Raw genomic sequence first — 21001 nt, forward strand, 5'->3', positions numbered from 1 at the left:
ATTTAGGGCGAAATTGGGGGTTTAACGTTCGCCATCGCATAGATGGTTTAGAAAACAGCGCAAGAATTGATAGTAATATCTCATCTGTTCGCCATCGCATAGATGGTTTAGAAACAAATGATTTAGGGCGAAATTGGGGGTTTAACGTTCGCCATCGCATAGATGGTTTAGAAAAACCAAAACACCGCCTGTAAATAGAAGTATTGGTTCGCCATCGCATAGATGGTTTAGAAATTGATAGCCTTTTTGTCTTTGCGTAACTCATTGTTCGCCATCGCATAGATGGTTTAGAAAGCTATTAGCCAAAATACTAATGTGCATATCAAGTTCGCCATCGCATAGATGGTTTAGAAACTAACGTGACATTGTAGGTATAGCCATTAACAGTTCGCCATCGCATAGATGGTTTAGAAAATCATGACCGCATCAGCCATATTTGGTGATGAGTTCGCCATCGCATAGATGGTTTAGAAACATACCGCTAACTAGCGATGTAAGGCTGTCAGGTTCGCCATCGCATAGATGGTTTAGAAAGCAAGTACAGCCGAAACCAGCAGCAGCAGAACGTTCGCCATCGCATAGATGGTTTAGAAATATCGGCAGTGGGGCGGGCTTGACACAGTTACGTTCGCCATCGCATAGATGGTTTAGAAACCGAGCGGTCTAACTTGCTCAAGCGTGGTAATGTTCGCCATCGCATAGATGGTTTAGAAATAGACTCAGCAGAAAACCCACTGCAAAACATGGTTCGCCATCGCATAGATGGTTTAGAAAATTCAAAATCACATAAGGAAAGGTAAGTGCGAGTTCGCCATCGCATAGATGGTTTAGAAAGCTAACAGATGGCAGCGATGTTTTGAACTTCTGTTCGCCATCGCATAGATGGTTTAGAAAGTCAGCATCAATAACTGCGCTTTCGTAATTACGTTCGCCATCGCATAGATGGTTTAGAAAATAATTGATAGCAGACACGAGCCGTTCAGTATGTTCGCCATCGCATAGATGGTTTAGAAACATAGCAGATACCGCAGACGCAGGCACTACAGGTTCGCCATCGCATAGATGGTTTAGAAATTGCCCGCCCATCACTGGCGCGTGCATATTGAGTTCGCCATCGCATAGATGGTTTAGAAATTTACTGATTAATACGCTAGAGAAATGCTTTAGTTCGCCATCGCATAGATGGTTTAGAAAGAAGAAGATTTAATGAAATCTTGGGTTAACTGGTTCGCCATCGCATAGATGGTTTAGAAATTGCAGGACTTACCGTGGCGTTATTAGCCCAAGTTCGCCATCGCATAGATGGTTTAGAAAGAATTGGTCAAGCGTGATGGGTAGCGGCGGCAGTTCGCCATCGCATAGATGGTTTAGAAAGCCAACGTCTTTTACGGCATCTTGTACGCCCAGTTCGCCATCGCATAGATGGTTTAGAAACTTTTTTTGGTCATGTTGTGCGCCCACTTCGAGTTCGCCATCGCATAGATGGTTTAGAAAAGTCACGATGAGCGTGTACGCCATGAACATAAGTTCGCCATCGCATAGATGGTTTAGAAAAAGACAGGTTTAATGCCACTACTAACGCCACAGTTCGCCATCGCATAGATGGTTTAGAAAAGTCCATTGCCTGATAGATCATTAAAGTAATAGTTCGCCATCGCATAGATGGTTTAGAAACGACAACGCCAAAGCGCACGATGTCGGGCGTTGTTCGCCATCGCATAGATGGTTTAGAAAATGGTAATGACGCAGATTTCGAGGAGTTGAAAGTTCGCCATCGCATAGATGGTTTAGAAAGTGCAAAATTTACAGGTCATTAAAGAGCTTGCGTTCGCCATCGCATAGATGGTTTAGAAATTCTCGAACAATAGCCACATGGTCAGCAACCAGTTCGCCATCGCATAGATGGTTTAGAAATGTACCGCGGCAGACTCGGTTAAGTTAAACGCGTTCGCCATCGCATAGATGGTTTAGAAACTGTCTCATCTTTTAGCTTGCCTGCGCCGTCAGTTCGCCATCGCATAGATGGTTTAGAAAAATAACCATGAAAACCTTGGCAAGTTTCCATGGTTCGCCATCGCATAGATGGTTTAGAAATATTAGGTAAAATCACCATATAGGTATAAATTGTTCGCCATCGCATAGATGGTTTAGAAACCCACGTATTAAAGCGGATAACGTCTTGCACTGTTCGCCATCGCATAGATGGTTTAGAAACCACAAGCATAATAGACGCAATCGGGCGGCTTGTTCGCCATCGCATAGATGGTTTAGAAAAATCAAGGGAAGTTAAAGCAATGCCAGTTATTGTTCGCCATCGCATAGATGGTTTAGAAAGTGATGGTAATGACGCAGATTTCGAGGAGTTGGTTCGCCATCGCATAGATGGTTTAGAAAGCCTGACAAATCCATAAACTCAGTAAACTTCTGTTCGCCATCGCATAGATGGTTTAGAAAAGCATGACGATGCTTTTCAAGACTTTTAACCCGTTCGCCATCGCATAGATGGTTTAGAAAAATCTATAAAATCACAAACCTTTGAAGCCCAGGTTCGCCATCGCATAGATGGTTTAGAAACCGAACATCAGCACCAACGCCAGTTACTTTATGTTCGCCATCGCATAGATGGTTTAGAAAGCAAAATCTCACGAACAGCCCATTGACCCTTAGTTCGCCATCGCATAGATGGTTTAGAAAAACAAGTGCTGATATGCTTGCTATTACTGGCTGTTCGCCATCGCATAGATGGTTTAGAAAAAACAACTTGACTAGTTTGAAGTAAGCTAACAGTTCGCCATCGCATAGATGGTTTAGAAAATTGCGTTACAACTCGTCAAGACCGCGCACCCGTTCGCCATCGCATAGATGGTTTAGAAACAGTTGATATCTGGGCGTAATTCTTCTGCGGTGTTCGCCATCGCATAGATGGTTTAGAAAGCCAACGTCTTTTACAGCTTCACCAACCCCGAGTTCGCCATCGCATAGATGGTTTAGAAAAGAAGAAGAACCTATGAAACCAGTTAAAAATGGTTCGCCATCGCATAGATGGTTTAGAAAAACAACTGCATCGCCAACTTTATCAACACTATGTTCGCCATCGCATAGATGGTTTAGAAATAAAGCGCATTTGCAGAATCTTGTTCAAGACAGTTCGCCATCGCATAGATGGTTTAGAAATATACCAGGGCTGAAAATGCTTTTTCGTTTTAGTTCGCCATCGCATAGATGGTTTAGAAAACTCAAAACCGCCATCAGAATCTGGTGGAAAAGTTCGCCATCGCATAGATGGTTTAGAAAATCAACGGTGCCGAAAACTTTGCCACCACCATGTTCGCCATCGCATAGATGGTTTAGAAAATCTAGCCAACTTTACCCCATGTCAATTAAATGTTCGCCATCGCATAGATGGTTTAGAAAAGTCTTGAATTTCTTGAGAACGCTCTAAACGGGTTCGCCATCGCATAGATGGTTTAGAAATTGTACCAACAGTGGCTAATGTGGATTAACTAGTTCGCCATCGCATAGATGGTTTAGAAAATCATACAACTAAGCGTCCTTGCTTCCTGTGGGTTCGCCATCGCATAGATGGTTTAGAAACAAATCCAAAAAGTTTGAAACCACTTGTTATTGTTCGCCATCGCATAGATGGTTTAGAAACCCCTGTTCCTGCTGTCCCTAACGATGGGGCGGTTCGCCATCGCATAGATGGTTTAGAAATTAAACGTGGCTTTAATAACGCCAATTTATCAGTTCGCCATCGCATAGATGGTTTAGAAAGATGTCCCCGCTTTGTGATTTTTTATCTACGTGTTCGCCATCGCATAGATGGTTTAGAAATCATAAGCAGTAGGTAAGATTTTTCGAGTATTGTTCGCCATCGCATAGATGGTTTAGAAATGTTTTAGATTATCTCGCTAATGTGCAAGCTGGTTCGCCATCGCATAGATGGTTTAGAAAAATAGCATCAATTATATCAGTAGGGTCAAACGGTTCGCCATCGCATAGATGGTTTAGAAAAGCGATTGCACCGCCCACGATACCTTTTGCGAGTTCGCCATCGCATAGATGGTTTAGAAAAGTCGCTCCGTTTTTGTTCGCTACAATGAGAAGTTCGCCATCGCATAGATGGTTTAGAAATTGATGAAAAGACGCTCGCTCTGGTCGAACGCGTTCGCCATCGCATAGATGGTTTAGAAACAAACCAGTTAACACAACAGTTAGAGCCGCAGGTTCGCCATCGCATAGATGGTTTAGAAATAGCATTTTTGCTAGTTCTTTTTGGTCGCCTGGTTCGCCATCGCATAGATGGTTTAGAAAACTAATCATGATTAATACAGTGCCATTTTGACGTTCGCCATCGCATAGATGGTTTAGAAAAAATGCGCTATCCCTGCCATATCACCGAGAAAGTTCGCCATCGCATAGATGGTTTAGAAACATTCAAAGATGGTAAGCCAAAAGTATTTTATGTTCGCCATCGCATAGATGGTTTAGAAATGCGCCAGACGATTGGCACGACTTACCAAATAGTTCGCCATCGCATAGATGGTTTAGAAAGCAAAGATTGACATTCGGATTTTCGCTAAGTTGTTCGCCATCGCATAGATGGTTTAGAAAAACAGGCGCAGTATTTGAACGATTGAATTTCAGTTCGCCATCGCATAGATGGTTTAGAAATATCAATCGCTGAATTTTGCCAGTCTGTAGTGGTTCGCCATCGCATAGATGGTTTAGAAAAAAATCGACGATAGCAAACACACGCTTGCGTCGTTCGCCATCGCATAGATGGTTTAGAAATAAAATGGGGCAAAAATACGCAAATACGATGGGTTCGCCATCGCATAGATGGTTTAGAAATTTAGCCGCCTTGTAGCGCGTTAAAATCGCATGTTCGCCATCGCATAGATGGTTTAGAAATAAAATCATTGACATGGCTATATCAATGCCAGGTTCGCCATCGCATAGATGGTTTAGAAAAAGTTGGCGCAACGGTACACACGGCAAACCATGTTCGCCATCGCATAGATGGTTTAGAAAAAGATCATCTTGTTTATCAAACCAATAAATATGTTCGCCATCGCATAGATGGTTTAGAAAATCATGAAAATGCACCTATTTAAATCCAATGAGTTCGCCATCGCATAGATGGTTTAGAAAGGCAGAGAAGACTATGAAGGGTTTGACCCATCCGTTCGCCATCGCATAGATGGTTTAGAAAAATTAGATATCATCGCCAAGCATCAAATGGAAGTTCGCCATCGCATAGATGGTTTAGAAAACCATGCCCATGCGATGTTTGCAAAAACTATCGTTCGCCATCGCATAGATGGTTTAGAAAAATAAAGTCCGTGGTTTTGACTTCTTTTAGCCCGTTCGCCATCGCATAGATGGTTTAGAAAAATGCCAACAAAAACAGGACACCCATCATGAAGTTCGCCATCGCATAGATGGTTTAGAAAAGCAACAGCGGCTAAAAGAGCAGGCATTTATAGTTCGCCATCGCATAGATGGTTTAGAAATTTTCCATGACCGTTAGCGGCAGTAACTAAAAGTTCGCCATCGCATAGATGGTTTAGAAAAGCAGTAACAAGGGTAAAACCGATACTTGCAAGTTCGCCATCGCATAGATGGTTTAGAAATTCTGGTGGTGGGTGTTCTGGGTCGTCTTGTTGTTCGCCATCGCATAGATGGTTTAGAAATGAATATGAAAAGTTGTTTCAACAATATGCGAGTTCGCCATCGCATAGATGGTTTAGAAAAACCTTGGATGAAATGCGCTCAATCTTGTTTCGTTCGCCATCGCATAGATGGTTTAGAAAACCAAATAGCGCTCAGCGATATCTGGGTAATCGTTCGCCATCGCATAGATGGTTTAGAAACTGCCCCGCCACCTCAAGCGGATTTACACGATGGTTCGCCATCGCATAGATGGTTTAGAAAACAAACGATCCGTAATGCTAAAAAATATGTGTGTTCGCCATCGCATAGATGGTTTAGAAAATTATTATCTGATGGTGAAAAAGGCTGTTGAAGTTCGCCATCGCATAGATGGTTTAGAAAACCAGCACGGAAGCGGTCAGTTTCCTTAACATGTTCGCCATCGCATAGATGGTTTAGAAAAAGATCATCTTGTTTATCAAACCAATAAATATGTTCGCCATCGCATAGATGGTTTAGAAAATCATGAAAATGCACCTATTTAAATCCAATGAGTTCGCCATCGCATAGATGGTTTAGAAAGGCAGAGAAGACTATGAAGGGTTTGACCCATCCGTTCGCCATCGCATAGATGGTTTAGAAAAATTAGATATCATCGCCAAGCATCAAATGGAAGTTCGCCATCGCATAGATGGTTTAGAAAACCATGCCCATGCGATGTTTGCAAAAACTATCGTTCGCCATCGCATAGATGGTTTAGAAAAATAAAGTCCGTGGTTTTGACTTCTTTTAGCCCGTTCGCCATCGCATAGATGGTTTAGAAAAATGCCAACAAAAACAGGACACCCATCATGAAGTTCGCCATCGCATAGATGGTTTAGAAAAGCAACAGCGGCTAAAAGAGCAGGCATTTATAGTTCGCCATCGCATAGATGGTTTAGAAATTTTCCATGACCGTTAGCGGCAGTAACTAAAAGTTCGCCATCGCATAGATGGTTTAGAAAAGCAGTAACAAGGGTAAAACCGATACTTGCAAGTTCGCCATCGCATAGATGGTTTAGAAATTCTGGTGGTGGGTGTTCTGGGTCGTCTTGTTGTTCGCCATCGCATAGATGGTTTAGAAATGAATATGAAAAGTTGTTTCAACAATATGCGAGTTCGCCATCGCATAGATGGTTTAGAAAGACAACCTTGCCGCCAACGTCTTTTACCGCATGTTCGCCATCGCATAGATGGTTTAGAAAGCCAACGTCTTTTACAGCATCACCGACCCCGAGTTCGCCATCGCATAGATGGTTTAGAAATGTCGACATTCAAACGCCAGAACTACCGCAAAGTTCGCCATCGCATAGATGGTTTAGAAACATGAGCTTGATTGATATTGTTCATGCACCCTACTAAATTTTTCTAGTATATATCTACTTTGCATTTTTTTCGTCAATATTTCTCATTTTTATACGAGATAGTCCTAATCTAAAGTTAAGGTAAGCAATTTAATATATTGAATTTTTGCTTATGTATTATTTTATTAGTATGTGGATTTAGAGTCGTACCGTGAAAACTCAAAACTTTATATAGTCCGTATAACAACTTTTGTATCTATTTTTCCAATCTCAAGACGGTTAACTAAACTAGTGTGTCAATGTCTTAAAGTTTCTAATAGCCATGTTTTTAATTTGGAGGGAATAACTTTGAAAGGATTTTTTTTAGGGCATGAAGGTTTTTTAAAATGAGTGATTAAAGTTGAAAGAAATAAATCCAGTTTCATCTCTTTTAAATTCGGGTGGGGGTCAAAATCTACTTGCCCAAAAATTAACCAAGGCACAATTTGGGCACAAAATGGGCACACAAGATTTCTAAGCGATTTTTCTGTGCCCAAAATCATAAAAGTGGTCAAAATTTCAATCCTCGAAAAACCACATAAGCCCTTGATATCACTGCAATAAAAAAGCCCCAATCAATCGACTGGGGCTTTTGGAATATGGTAGGCATAATCTGACTCGAACAGACGACCCCCACCATGTCAAGGTGGTGCTCTAACCAACTGAGCTATATGCCTAAAAGGGTCTAACAATCTACTTGTGTAAGTAGGAGTGCCATTTTACCAAAAAATTTTGCTTTTGCAAGTGGTTTTAATTTTTCCCTTCAATTTTTATTGCGCCCTCTTCAGCTAAGTTTTCGTTAAGGTTAGGTTGTTTTAATACACTTAGCCACTCGGATATACCTCAGTATCCACCCTATCCCGTGCCTTAACAACTTTATCAAACTCTTAGGATAGCATTATGAAAAAATCATTAATTACCCCAGGATTATTGGCACTCGCTATGTTATCAGACAGCAGCGCATTTGCCGAAGCCAACTGCCAAGCCTACCCAAAAAACGAACAAATCCCGCAAGCGGATTTTCAAAAAGCGTTAGAAAAATATGGCGCCAATAGTCTGTGGGTTCTCGTACCGCTGCATGTTGCCGCATTTTACTCATCGAAGATGACGCCACTATTGCTATGGAAAATATAATGAAAAATGGCAAAATTAGTGGTTTTCAAGTGCGTATGTTTAAACGTTAAAAACACCTTATCTTTTATATTAAAAAGGACACGGTTAAAACGTATCCTTTTTTTGCTCAATTAGTAAACGCGAATTAATAAACATTTGGTACGTACATATCTTCCGGAATCGGCTCACGTTGGTAATTGTCGCGATGCTCTCGTTCTGGCAATACCACTTCATCCCGTTGTATTTCTTGGTAGGGAATTTGCGATAAGAGATGATTGATGCAGTTGAGACGTGCTTTTTTCTTATCATCGCCTTCGACAATCCACCAACGAGCTTCAGGGATATGGGTGCGTTCAAACATCACTTCCTTGGCTTTGGTATAATCCTCCCAGCGGCGACGCGATTCTAAATCCATCGGTGAGAGTTTCCACTGTTTGAGCGGGTCATAAATACGGCTCATAAAGCGTGACTCTTGCTCGTCATCTGAAATAGAAAACCAATATTTGATTAAGCGAATCCCCGAGCGCACCAGCATTCGCTCAAACTCTGGCACCGACTCAAAAAACTCTTCATACTGCGCGTCAGTACAAAATCCCATCACGCGCTCAACCCCAGCACGGTTGTACCAACTGCGGTCAAATAGCACAATCTCGCCCGCCGCTGGCAGGTGCGCGACATAGCGCTGAAAATACCATTGGGTCTTTTCGCGGTCATTGGGTGCAGGCAGGGCGGCTACACGGCAGACACGCGGATTGAGCCGTTGGGTGATACGTTTGATAGCACCGCCTTTACCCGCTGAGTCGCGACCTTCAAAGATGACAACGATACGCTCACCGGTTGCTACTACCCAATCTTGCAATTTGATCAATTCTTTTTGCAGACGAATCAATTCATTAAAATAAATATGGCGAGCGATTTTTTGGCTGTCGGTTAACGGCTGACCGTCATACCGTAAATCTTGAATATAGTCGTCCATTTCGGACTCAATCTCTTCATCATAGCTGTCAATTAAGTCTTCATGCATTTGTTGGCGCAGTCTATCATTATTTTTGAGGGTTTCATCATTTAAAAACTGTGATTGGGGTAAGTCATCAAGCATATCGGTGATATGATTGCTGATGACAAGGCTACTATTAGCAGTGGGCTGATTATTTGGCATATTGAGACTCTCTAATGAGCATTAAAAATGCTGATAATATGACAAAATTATGAAGATATGATGATAGAGGATGTTAAAAAAATAGGCTTATCGGAAAAAAACAACGTTTTGACATAAGTTTGTTGTTTTTGGTTTTATTTCAATTTAATTGTCGTTAAAATTGTACCAATGCTTACTTATTTTTAAGATAATTAAATAATTGTCACATTAGGATAACTCTATGCAATATGCTAAGCCCAAAGTCTATTGGCTGATGCTGATAGGTGTAATATTTTCAATATTAAATACCACCACTTCTTATGCTGCTCCGATTTGTCCTAGCGGTGATAAAATGTATTATGTCGGGGCAAATGCTCCCTCTGGGTCTACCCGTTTAGCATTGTCATGGACGGCTGGCAGTACCAGTAGAACTTTTAACTTCACTGATGGTACAGGTACGACCATGACCGTCAGTTTTCCATTATTAGTTGACCTAAATTCGAATTATGGCGGAAATCCTCCCTTTTATGGCAATATTAATAATACAACGCAAAATGCCCTAAATTTAGTGCATAATTCACCCGCTATTAAAGATAATCATACAATGACTATTTCAGTGAATCGTGCCGTTACTAAATTAAGCTTTGTCGTTCAAGATTTGGATTCTGCTGCCAATAATAGCGGTCAAGTCGCTTATCAGGAGCAAGTCGATGTTTCTAGCACTAGCGGACAGTTAACTTATAATACTTATTACCATACAATTAATGCGAGTAATAATATTGTCACGGCTATCAGAAGTCGAAACTGTGACCTTAATGGTTGTAATATCGATGCGACTTGGGGGGCTAAGTCTGCAAACAGTATCTTCAGTATCACACATAGTAATCGATATACACAACTTAATTCACCTCATGCAGTGGGTTACTCAGACTTTTATTTCTGCGTTACCCCGCCCAAGCTGACAACTAGAAAAGTTCTAACAGGCAACCGTGTCGAAACAAATGACCAATTTACCATTGCCACTACCACAGGTACAACGCCTGTTAGTAGCTTTACCACCACAGGCACGGGTAGCAGCTTAAGCAGCAACAGTGTAACCGCCCCAGGGCTTTCCACTACCGCGACCTACACAATCGCTGAAACCATCGCTAATACGGACGGTAAAGGAAATTTAGCCAATTATAACACCAGTTATGCCTGTACCAATGCTAACTCATCTTCGGCGACCACCATGCCGAGTGGTTCAACCACTAGCTTTAATCTACCGACTTTGACCTATGGAGACGATATTACCTGTACCATTACCAATACGCCCAATGCTTATATTTTCTCTGGCATCATATTTAACGATAACGGTGGCTTAACTTTAACAGAACGTCAACTCACTGGTACCAATACTCAATACTTTAATGGTGTGTATGATCCAACCGCAGGTGAAACAGGAATTTATCAAACAGGGCTAAAAGTACAACTAGCAAAGAACTGTAATACCACAACTCCTATAGCTATTAAAACGGTTGATGTGAATACAAATGGTACTTATAGCATTACCGCGACCCAAACTGAAATGGCAGGTGCAACCAATGTCTGTCTGATTGAACAAGAACCAGGTGGTAACTTAACAACATACCCTGTGGATACCACCAACAACCAGCTCAATATAAACTATGTTGCCACGACCTATAACTATCCCAATCTCAACTTTGGTGAAGTCAGCCAAAATAACGCAGGCTTAGTATTGGTTAAAGAGCAAGCTACCAATGATTGTAATATCACCAATACCGCTATGTTAGGCTTGACTTATAACGCTGTCACTCAGTCAGGTATCGATGCTCGCAAATGTGTTGCTTATAAAATCACAGCTTACAATCGTACCAATTTAACCAATGGATTAACTGATATTAAAATCACTGACGCGCTACCGAAAAAAGGCGTCAATGGCTCTACAGTTAACTCACTATTAGACAATCCTTTAGATACTACGTTAACTAACTTCAAAGTTGACACTGCCAATAGTGTGGCAATTGGCGCAAATGGTACAGTAGTTAGTGATGTTCAGTCACTAGCCAAAGGCGCTAGTCGTTCACTGTATTTCAACACCAAGTATGACGCTAATTCAAAATAATTAAATTTTATAAAATTAAAAAGACCATTAATGTGGTCTTTTTTATTGCTACATTTATTTACAATTTTTAAGAAGCCAGTTGCTTATGAGTGGTAGATTTACACGATGAACGGTCGAAAATTACTAAAAATTAATTTTTAATACTGCCTATGAAAATATTTATATGATTGAAACTAATTTTCAATTTTTCTAAACAGTTAATAATTCATTTAAAATCAAATATTTGGTTAAATGTTTCTTTTATTAATCAAAAAAACAAAAGTTAAATAAAAGCTTAATTTATATTAGATTGTAAATTGATAGAATGCCTCAACTAAAGTTCTAAATATTAGCGCATTATGAAATTTTAGTCGATAAAAGGTTTATCACTTGAAATTTGCATTTTATCGCTTTTTCGACTTTCTTTCGGTATCAACATGCTAATAATGAAATTTATTAAGGTATAATGTACGTCAGATAACAAAAGAGGTATTTACATGATACACAAATCACACAATTTAAAAATTGCCAAAACTTTAGCCCTATCCACTGTATTAGGCATAAGTTTGGCAAATGGTGCTAATGCCGCAGAGGCATTGACAGTTAATTTACAAGCAAAACAGGTTGTTACTGAAAATGGTAAGCCGGTTCTAAAAGCTGTAAGCCGTGCCAAAAGTGGTGATGTCATTCAGTATCAAGCAACTTACCGTAATAACCTTCAAAAACCAATGACGAATGTTGCGTTAACCATTCCAGTGCCTGCCAGCATGGTATATGTCAGCTCAAGTTCACCTGCGCCCATTCAAGCCAGTCTAGATGGTAAGAAGTTTGAGAATTTGCCAATCATGCGTAAGGTCAATGGCAAAATGGTTGAAGTACCCGCGTCACAGTATCGTGCCGTACGCTGGATAGTCAAAACTTTACCTGCACAGCAAAGTGCCACTGTTAGTATCAATACCAAAGTTCAGTAAAGCGTGATTTTAATTATAAATGTTTAGCTGTTACACAGAACGTTTTATCTAGATAAGACGTTTATATCTTAACCCTAATATTTTTTGCTTTTCGGAGTAATGCATGAAAAAATTTAATTTTAACCCTAATGCACTGACAGCTGGCGTGGCGTTAGCCTTGGGCTTGGGTATTGCAACAGGTGTATCAGCAAGTACATCATCCGGTCCGGCTTCCCCATCTGGTGGCGTTCAAATCTCGAATACGGCGACTGCTGAATATTCAGTTGACGGTGTAGCACAGCCTACTGTTACTTCTAATGCAGTTATCGTGAATATCAATGAAATTGGTAGCTTTGCTTTGTATGCTACACAAGGTTCATCACCCACTGATGACAAAAACGAAAATCAAGCAGCTGTTCCGGGTGGCACTACTACCTTTACCAATAAATTAATCAATACTGGTAATGTGACCGACACTTATACATTAAATCTTACAACTAATAACGATCCTAACATCACAACGGGTCCCCAAGATTACACTTATACCAACCCTACTACTATTACTTATGCTATCTATAATGCAGACGGTACAGTTGCAACTACATTAGCTTCAGGTCAAGCCCAAACTGGTACAGTTGCTAGTACGAATGGCACTATTAAGTTATTACCAGGTCAATATGCTACATTGACTTATAATGTCACTAGCCCAACGACCGTTATTGGCGGTCAAAGTGCGGTTGGTACCTTAACTGCAACTAGTAGCTATATCACCAATACTCCAACAGCTGGTGCAACAGCAACGCTTGTCAATGAAAACCAAGCTATTGTTAAATTGCCAGTATTTGCCATCAGCAAAACGGCTGCCTCTACTAACATTGACTTAAATGCTGCTTCACCTGCCGTTGACTATACTATCATTGTGAAAAATGATGGTACTGCAACTTATGCAGCAGATGCAATTGGCGTCTTAATTCAAGATAAACTACCAACTGGATTGACGGTATCAGGCGCTATTACCGTAACTTCTGATAATAGCACTACGAGTAATGGTACGGCACCAACTGTGACTACATTAGCGGACGGTCGTCAACTGATTGCTATCAATGGCGTTGACTTGAAAGTCAATGAAACCATAACAATCACCTTTAAAGCAGCTATCGATCCTACAAAGGTCAATAAAGCGGGCGTTACCAATGCTGCTGAAGTCTATGACAACTATGACAATACGCTTGTAACACCTGGTGATACACCAACAGCTGATATTAAAGATAGCTCAGGTACTAGCAACCCAACTGATGCAAAAGTACCGGACGATCCAATGGATACAGGTACAGGCGCCGATACTAGCACGCCAATTACATTTAGTGATCGTAGTTTGACACTCACAGGTGGTACCAGTACTGAGTTACCACCAACCAGCACATCTACTGGCGTGACTTATACCCAAACCATTACCAACACAGGTAACAATCCTGAAACTGGTTTGAAAGTCGCCATCACTGATGCAGCTGGTAACAATATCAATGTAACGAATGTTGTTTATACCGCACCAGATGGTACTAGAACTGAACTAACAGCTGATGCTAGTGGTAATTACACCATTCCGACTCCTTTAGCAGCGGGCGCATCAGGTACAATTAGCTATACGGTTGTTACAACAGACGCTACGATTGGCACAAGTGAAACTAATACCATTACATTAATACCAGCTAGGGTCGATGGTACAACAAAGCCTATCGTTCCTTCAGTGCAGAATACTACAAATGTCAAAGGTCTAGCGCTTCTTAAAACCCAAGCGATACAAAAATTTTGTACAGGTGACGTTAATTCATTAACTTACAGTGGCAGTGAGAAATCACTTGATGCCATTCCTGGCGACTGTATTGTATATCGTATTGCTGCTACTAATACCTTTACTAGCAAATCATTAACTAACGTCACTGTTAATGATGATTCTGATAAGTGGTCATCTAAAAAGGGTACTTATCAATCTGGCAGCATTCTAACAGGTACCAACCAAGCTACGGGCTCTATCACAAGTACACCATCAGGTACACCTAATACTGGCGCAGTTGTTGCTAATTTCCCAACCATTGCTGCTGGTAATACGGGTACTTTACAATTTATTGTAAAAATTAACCCATAATAGTTATTTCTTTTGAAAATTTAAAATTTTAAGGTTTAGGGATTTCATTAATCCCTAACCCACCCAACTTTTATAAATTTATTTTGATAAGTGAGAAACTATTAATGACAAATAATCGTCATAATTCGACTAGATATCACAGCTTGGGTAAGCTTGGCTTACTTGCGAGCAGTATCTTGCTTATCCAAATGAATCCTGCGCTGGCAGCAAACGGTCGTAATATTATCCAAATCGATAATACCGCAGATGCCAATTATGTGGTTGATAGCCATGAAGGCATTGTTAATACAATAAAATCAAACACGACCCGTGTTCAAGCTTTTTCTTTGCCCAAATACGACATTACTCTCACCCAGCCACTCACTATCACCATCAAACCTGGTAATGAAGTGCAGTGGCGAAACACCCTAGAAAACACAGGGACTTTTGATGCCAATGTTGCGGTCAGCTTTAACACGCCCAACACGCTTTCAAACTTCCAAGTATATATTGATGCCAATAACAATGGCATTATTGATAGCAATGAGACCGAGCTACAGCCTACGATAAGTATCGCGGCAGGCGAGCAAATTCATCTGATTGTCAAAGCATTGACCAGCACCGAGCTTAAAGATGGCGACACAGTCGATGTACCCATCACCGCGGTAGTGCAAGAGGATAACACAGTACAAGCTAGCGCAACGGATAGCTTAGTGGCTATCTTGCCAAGCATTGCATATAAAGACCCAACTTACCAAAACAACCTGAGTCAAACCTCTGCTGGACAGCCTGTCTATATTGAAGTCGGTCTTGCCTACTGTAATGCCGATCCAACACAGGTTGACAATGTATGGCTCAATGTTACTTCTAGCAAAACAGGCGATACCATTCGTCTAAAAGCCATTGAAACAGGGGTAAATACGGGTAAATACCGTATCTCAGCCCCTACCGAGCTCAATGCCAATGCCATTGCCGATGCCGTCATTCAGACATTAGATGGTGATACGTTAACAGCCCAAGCCGATAAGTGTGAAAGTGCCGATGGTAGCAGTACTGGGGTGATTTCAGACAAAATCTTAACATCAATCAATGTTAATAACACTCAAACCGCGTTAAGCATTACCAAAAAAGCGAATGTCAAATCTGCTGAAATTGGGGATTTTGTTGATTACACCATCAAAGTCAAAAATGAAAGTAAAACCGATGCGGAAAACGTGGTGGTCAAAGACGATTTACCCTTAGGTTTTACCTATGTCAAAAACTCGGTCAGAGTGGGTGGTCAAAAATACACGCAAGATTTTGTCCAATCTGGCAAGTACATGACATTGGGTTTAAACAGCCTAAAAGCCAATGAAACCAAAGAAGTCACCTATCGTGTTGTTTTAGGGGCTAATGCTGCTTCAGGTACAGGCACCAATATCGCATTTGCAGAAGGTAAAGACTCATTAACTGGCAGTGTCGTTCAATCGCCCTTAGGTGAAGCGCATGTTGACGTAACAGCTGGCGTATTAAACACCGATGGTATTATTATTGGTAAGGTATATGCCGACTTTAACCGTGACGGTATACAGCAAAAAGCGCAAAATGAACTGGGTGTCGCTGGTGTTCGTTTATACCTTGAAGACGGTACCTTTGTTGTCACAGATAGCGAAGGTAAATACAGCGTGTATGGCATGAAAGCCAAAACCCACGTTATCAAACTTGACCGTACCACCCTACCGCGCGGTGTTGAACTGGTTGAGCAAAGCAATCGCAATGCAGGCGATCCAGGCAGTCGTTTTGTTGACTTAAAATTTGGTGAATTGCATCGTGCAGATTTTGCGATAACCGATGGGATCGACAGCAATGATAACCAAGGTCATGCTGCATTAATTAGCGATTTGCAAAAACGCGCCAAACAAATTGCCTTAAAAAATGATGCGCTTGAACAGGCTATCAAGACTGATCTTAAACTAGAACCTATTTATACGATTGATAATACTAGCAATATTGAAGCCTCTGGCTGTAAAAACCCCAATATCGCTGATGGTCAAATCAACTGTGAATCCGTGATTGCTGACAATACAGCGCCCGTCAAAAAAACCGGGCAGCTAGAAGTTCATCCGATTGCTCCTGTCAAAGCCCCTGATATTGAAAAAGCCCTATCGACAGCCGATGACAAGCGTATTGAAGGCGTGACAGCCGATGCAGATTTTTTAAATTTGACCCATAACCAACGTGTCGATAGTACAAAAATCCGCGTTCAAATTAAAGCACCCAAAGGCGCAAATACTGAGCTACTCGTTAATAACCAACCGGTTGATACAAGCTTGATAGGTAAAGAAGTCGCTTGGGATAAAGAAGGTATCTCAGGTTTTGACTATTATGCAGTGCCTCTTGAACACGGCAACAATACTTTAACTATCCGTGCAACAGATAGTACAGGCAAAGTCGTTTCTAGCAAATCTATTAACCTATATGCGCCTAATCAAATCGCAGATATTACCACGCGTACACACTCACAAGCCATTGAAGCTGACGGCGTTAGTGAATATCAAATTGCAATACGTTTGCTTGATACCGATCATGGTCAATATGCAGGCTCTGCGACTATCACCTTAGATAGTGACATTGGTACGATTGTTTCTAATGATATGGATAAAGACCAAGCGGGTGTGCAAGTGCTAGTGAATGGTGGTGAAGCACTGATCGCTATACGTGCACCAAGCAATCCTGGTAAAGGTAATTTGGTAGTTAAAGCAGGTAATTTACAAAAAATTATCCCACTACAATTTACCCCACAATTACGCCCAATGATCGCAGCAGGTATTGTTGAAGGCGCTATTTCCTTTAACAACCTTGGCTCAAAAATTGAATCTGTTAGCAACAATGACGGTTTTGAACAAGAATTACGCAGTCTATCAGGCAATGATAGCGATAACACCACAACTGGTCGTGCCGCATTTTTCTTAAAAGGTAAAGTGCGCGGCAATATGTTATTGACCATGGCATATGATTCCGATAAAGACAAAAAAGATCGTCTATTTCGTGATATTAACCCCGATCAATACTACCCAGTATATGGGGATGCCTCTGCCAAAGGTTTTGATGCCCAGTCTAGCGAAAAATTCTATGTGCGCCTTGATAAAGGCCGCTCATTCGTGATGTATGGCGATATCAAAACCCATATCGACAACGAAGAGGGCTTGTCACTCGGTCAATACGACCGTACCCTAACAGGTGCAAAAGCGCACTACGAATCCGATAAAACCAAAGTCACTGCCTTTGCGGCACAAACGAGCTCACGCCAACATGTCACAGAAACGCGTGGTTTAGGTATTTCAGGTCCTTATCCTACCGGTGTTGATTTCGCTGATTTATTACTTAATAGCGAAACTGTGGAAGTGCTTGTTCGTGACCGCAATAACCCAGGTACCATTATCTCTCGTCAAGCGCTCAATCGTTATAGTGACTACGATTTTGATAGTGTTAGCCATGCTATTTATCTACGCGCACCGATTGCTAGCACGGATATTGATGGCAACCCCATTTATTTGCGCGTGACCGTTGAAGCGGATGATGTTGGTGAAGACTATACCATTGTCGGTACCGCTGGTAACTATCAGCTCACCAAACGAGTGAATATTGGCGCAAGCTATGCCCAAAGTGACGACCCCACCAATAACGAAAAACTCTCAGGGGTGAATAGCGTTGTCAAATTTAACGATAAATTAAAACTAATCGCTGAGGTTGCCCATTATGATTCGGATAAAATCAATGACTCGCTTGCATCAGCCATTAATGTTCAAAGCTTAAATGCAGAGACATCCGGTGATGCGGCGCGCGTTGAATTGACTTATAAAGACAAAGCACGCGATGCCAAATTGTATTACAACCAAGCCGATGAAGGCTTTACGCCTGCAACTTCACCTATTACTGCTGGGCGTACTGAGGCTGGCTTGAGGGTCAATAGCCGTATTAATGATAAAACCTTGCTTAAAGCTGAAGCCATTCAAACCAAAGACCACACCAATGACAGCCAACGTCAGGGTGCGACGGTCAGTATTGAGCGTAAACTTACCGATATCTTAACGGGTGAATTGGGCGTACGTTACTACGAAAAAGATGCCAAAGCGGCTTCCACCAATTATCAAGAAGTGGTCAATACAGATGCATTTAATCAATCCATGCGTCCAAGTGTTACCAATAATGACAGCAATTATCAAGGTACGACGCTTCGTGGTAAATTGACTGCGAATTTACCAACATTGAATAAATCAAAAGTGTTTGTCGAATACGAGCAGGATATTGATGATGCTAGCCGTAATGCGTGGAGTGTGGGTGGTGAAACCAGCCTATGGAATAAAGGTCGCCTATATGCGCGTCACGAATTGGCATCAACCTTAATCGGTGATTATGGCTTAGATGGCAATGATGAGCACCAATCAACCATCATTGGTGTTGATGCTAACTACATGAAAGACGGTCAAGTATTTAGTGAATACCGTATTAAAGATGGTATCTCTGCCCGTGAATCTGAAGCGGCGATTGGCTTACGCAATAAATGGAAAGTGCAAGATGGCGTCTACGTCAATACATCATTTGAACACCTTGAATCTATGCAAGGTGAGAGCGACAACACAGCAACAGCAGCAACGGTAGGTATTGACTACTTAGCCAGTGACAAATATAAAGTGAGTGGGCGTGTTGAAAAACGTTGGGGCGTACAAACCGACACCTTGCTGACGAGTTTTGGTTATGCCAACAAAATCAATGATGACATCACCTTGCTAGCCAAAAATATCTATTCGCTGCAAGAAGATAACACCCAAAATAAAGACCGCACTGTAGATCGTTTCCAATTGGGCGTGGCTTATCGTGACTACGATAACAACATCAGCGACCATCTAGCAAAAATTGAATATCGCTATGACAATAACGGTCTAGATGCAGATAGCCCTTACAAAAAAGAAACCTATATTGCTTCTTTACACAGCAACTATCATCCTGTACGCCGCTTGACTTTATCGGGTCATTATGCGGGTAAATACAATGAACTCACTATGGATGGAGTCACCAGTGATAGCACCTCTCAAGTATTATCCGCTCGCGCCATGTATGACATCAACGAACGTTGGGATGCGGGTATCCAAGCGGGTACCATGTGGAGCGATAATGACTCACGTAATTATTTAATCGGAGCAGAGGTGGGTTATACACCCATGGCAAATCTGTGGGTTTCTGCAGGTTACAACTTCAAAGGCTATCATGACGATGATATCGCCAGTGGCAGCGACAACCAACAAGGGGCGTATATCCGCTTACGTTTCAAATTTGACGAAGATTTATTTAACAAAAAACGCCCTACCGTCAATAGCCGTATGATGCCAAACGGTGAGGTCACAACCAAATGAAAGTAATTTTTATTCAATCAAGCGTAGCAGCTTCGACTCAGTTATCAAAAATACGCTTGTCATTACTGAGTCTGATAGTGATGACTGGTTTGGCTGCTAACACCGCAAATGCGGCATTAGCAAGTCAGGTTTTGCCAGTCAAATATCACGCAGGACAATACTGCCCTAGCGATATGAAAGCATTTGTACCAAAAGGCACGGCTCACAAGAATTTTGTTGCGGATATTTCTTGTATGCGTCAGCAGCTGCAAGCCTATCAAGCGGAGCACCAGCCAATCAATACTCGCTTTCAAGCTTATAAAGCCGATGCATGGCTAAGCTATGTGGGACATGAAGATAGTGAAGCAAGCTTGACTAAAGCCGGTCATTATGCGCTGAACGAAGCATTGAGTATCCTTGAAGCGCTAAAAACCAATCAAGTGGATAAATTACCACTGACAGCTGATATCCCGCCGACCTCTGGTTTACAGCGTCCCGATCTTTGGGCAAGTCTTTTAACCATTAAGCAAACGCCTGCATTCACCCCGCTGGTCAAAACGGTAGCCGATAGTGAAGTCAAACTGATTTGGGCAGAAGCAGAATTTTGTGAGTTTGGTTGGCGTCATTCTCGCGAACATTATAGTGCTGCTGATCGCTGGGTCGCTACGGCTGAGTTAACCGCCTTAAATACATCAGGCGTGGATAAACAAAGCTTTAATGGGTTAAAAACTCAGTATTTGGCGCGCTTAAAGCCGCTTGCTGGCACTAAAGACAGTAAAGAAATTTGCCGTGGCGCTGTGTTACCTTATATCGAGCTACCCAAAGTTGGCATAACTGAGCCCAGCCCGCAACCTCTGCCACTGCCTGTTGTACCTGTTGCATCCCCTCATTGAACTCAACAGCGCGTTCAAACCTGCCATTGTAGGATAAAGTGCCCAACACAAAGCGGACAACGATGATACGTTGTCCGTTTTACATTTGCCCTAGCGTTGGTTTTTGTATTTTTAGGCCTAGTTCGCTTATTGATTATGGATTGCTGCATCTACCAGTATCAATGAGTGTTTGACTGGTGACTAGCCCACGCTTGATTTATGCTTTATTAATCTATTTATTCTGTTTAATAAATATAGTGAAAACTGAATTATATCGAACATGGTCGTTC

The 21001-nt window shown here is 41.5% G+C and carries 8 protein-coding genes, 1 tRNA gene and 1 CRISPR repeat array (1 of these 10 cut by a window edge); of the genes, 6 read left to right on the forward strand and 3 right to left on the reverse strand.

Features of this window, described 5'->3' with window-relative positions; all coding sequences use genetic code 11:
• Positions 1–7019: a CRISPR direct-repeat array (repeat unit 28 nt; unit sequence GTTCGCCATCGCATAGATGGTTTAGAAA) (it extends 3578 nt beyond the left edge of the window).
• Between the two features lie 275 nt (positions 7020–7294).
• Both AXE82_RS04970 and AXE82_RS04975 read right to left on the reverse strand, forming a co-directional pair.
• Complete coding sequence (locus AXE82_RS04970) at positions 7295–7552, reverse strand: hypothetical protein (RefSeq protein ID WP_062332102.1); 258 nt, start codon at positions 7550–7552, stop codon at positions 7295–7297.
• A gap of 85 nt (positions 7553–7637) precedes the next feature.
• A tRNA-Val gene (locus tag AXE82_RS04975) sits at positions 7638–7714 on the reverse strand.
• A gap of 223 nt (positions 7715–7937) precedes the next feature.
• Here AXE82_RS04975 and AXE82_RS12245 point away from each other — a divergent pair.
• Positions 7938–8171: a hypothetical protein gene (locus tag AXE82_RS12245; protein WP_062332105.1), complete on the forward strand. Its 234-nt coding sequence runs from the start codon at positions 7938–7940 to the stop codon at positions 8169–8171.
• Positions 8172–8295: 124 nt separating this feature from the next.
• Here the strand turns inward: AXE82_RS12245 and ppk2 are convergent, their stop codons facing one another.
• Positions 8296–9309: a polyphosphate kinase 2 gene (ppk2, locus tag AXE82_RS04985; protein ID WP_115304576.1), complete on the reverse strand. Its 1014-nt coding sequence runs from the start codon at positions 9307–9309 to the stop codon at positions 8296–8298.
• A 220-nt stretch (positions 9310–9529) separates the two neighbouring features.
• Between ppk2 and AXE82_RS04990 the strand changes: the two genes are divergently transcribed.
• The 5 genes from AXE82_RS04990 (at position 9530) to AXE82_RS05010 (ending at position 20732) form a co-directional block, all read left to right on the forward strand.
• Entirely contained in the window at positions 9530–11413 is a 1884-nt protein-coding gene (locus AXE82_RS04990) for a hypothetical protein (RefSeq protein ID WP_062332108.1), read from the forward strand.
• A 476-nt stretch (positions 11414–11889) separates the two neighbouring features.
• Positions 11890–12363, forward strand: a complete 474-nt coding sequence (locus AXE82_RS04995) for a DUF11 domain-containing protein (RefSeq protein ID WP_062332111.1) — start codon at positions 11890–11892, stop codon at positions 12361–12363.
• 103 nt (positions 12364–12466) lie between these two features.
• A complete protein-coding gene (locus AXE82_RS05000) occupies positions 12467–14488 on the forward strand; it encodes a beta strand repeat-containing protein (protein ID WP_062332114.1) in 2022 nt (673 codons plus the stop codon).
• A 104-nt stretch (positions 14489–14592) separates the two neighbouring features.
• A complete protein-coding gene (locus AXE82_RS05005; RefSeq protein ID WP_062332117.1) occupies positions 14593–19860 on the forward strand; it encodes a DUF11 domain-containing protein in 5268 nt (1755 codons plus the stop codon).
• On the forward strand, positions 19857–20732 hold the full coding sequence (locus tag AXE82_RS05010; protein ID WP_062332119.1) for a hypothetical protein: 876 nt from the start codon (positions 19857–19859) through the stop codon (positions 20730–20732). The genes AXE82_RS05005 and AXE82_RS05010 overlap by 4 nt, the downstream gene beginning before the upstream one ends.
• Positions 20733–21001 lie beyond the last annotated feature (269 nt).

The sequence above is a fragment of the Moraxella osloensis genome (assembly GCF_001553955.1).
Classification (GTDB): domain Bacteria; phylum Pseudomonadota; class Gammaproteobacteria; order Pseudomonadales; family Moraxellaceae; genus Faucicola; species Faucicola osloensis.

What these genes read in the sequence shown, in the direction of transcription:
- ppk2 (WP_115304576.1), bottom strand. Translation starts at nt 9,309, where the DNA reads ATGCCAAATAATCAGCCCACTGCTAATAGTAGCCTTGTCATCAGCAAT.
- AXE82_RS05000 (WP_062332114.1), top strand. Translation starts at nt 12,467, where the DNA reads ATGAAAAAATTTAATTTTAACCCTAATGCACTGACAGCTGGCGTGGCG.
- AXE82_RS04995 (WP_062332111.1), top strand. Translation starts at nt 11,890, where the DNA reads ATGATACACAAATCACACAATTTAAAAATTGCCAAAACTTTAGCCCTA.
- AXE82_RS05005 (WP_062332117.1), top strand. Translation starts at nt 14,593, where the DNA reads ATGACAAATAATCGTCATAATTCGACTAGATATCACAGCTTGGGTAAG.
- AXE82_RS05010 (WP_062332119.1), top strand. Translation starts at nt 19,857, where the DNA reads ATGAAAGTAATTTTTATTCAATCAAGCGTAGCAGCTTCGACTCAGTTA.
- AXE82_RS04990 (WP_062332108.1), top strand. Translation starts at nt 9,530, where the DNA reads ATGCAATATGCTAAGCCCAAAGTCTATTGGCTGATGCTGATAGGTGTA.
- AXE82_RS12245 (WP_062332105.1), top strand. Translation starts at nt 7,938, where the DNA reads ATGAAAAAATCATTAATTACCCCAGGATTATTGGCACTCGCTATGTTA.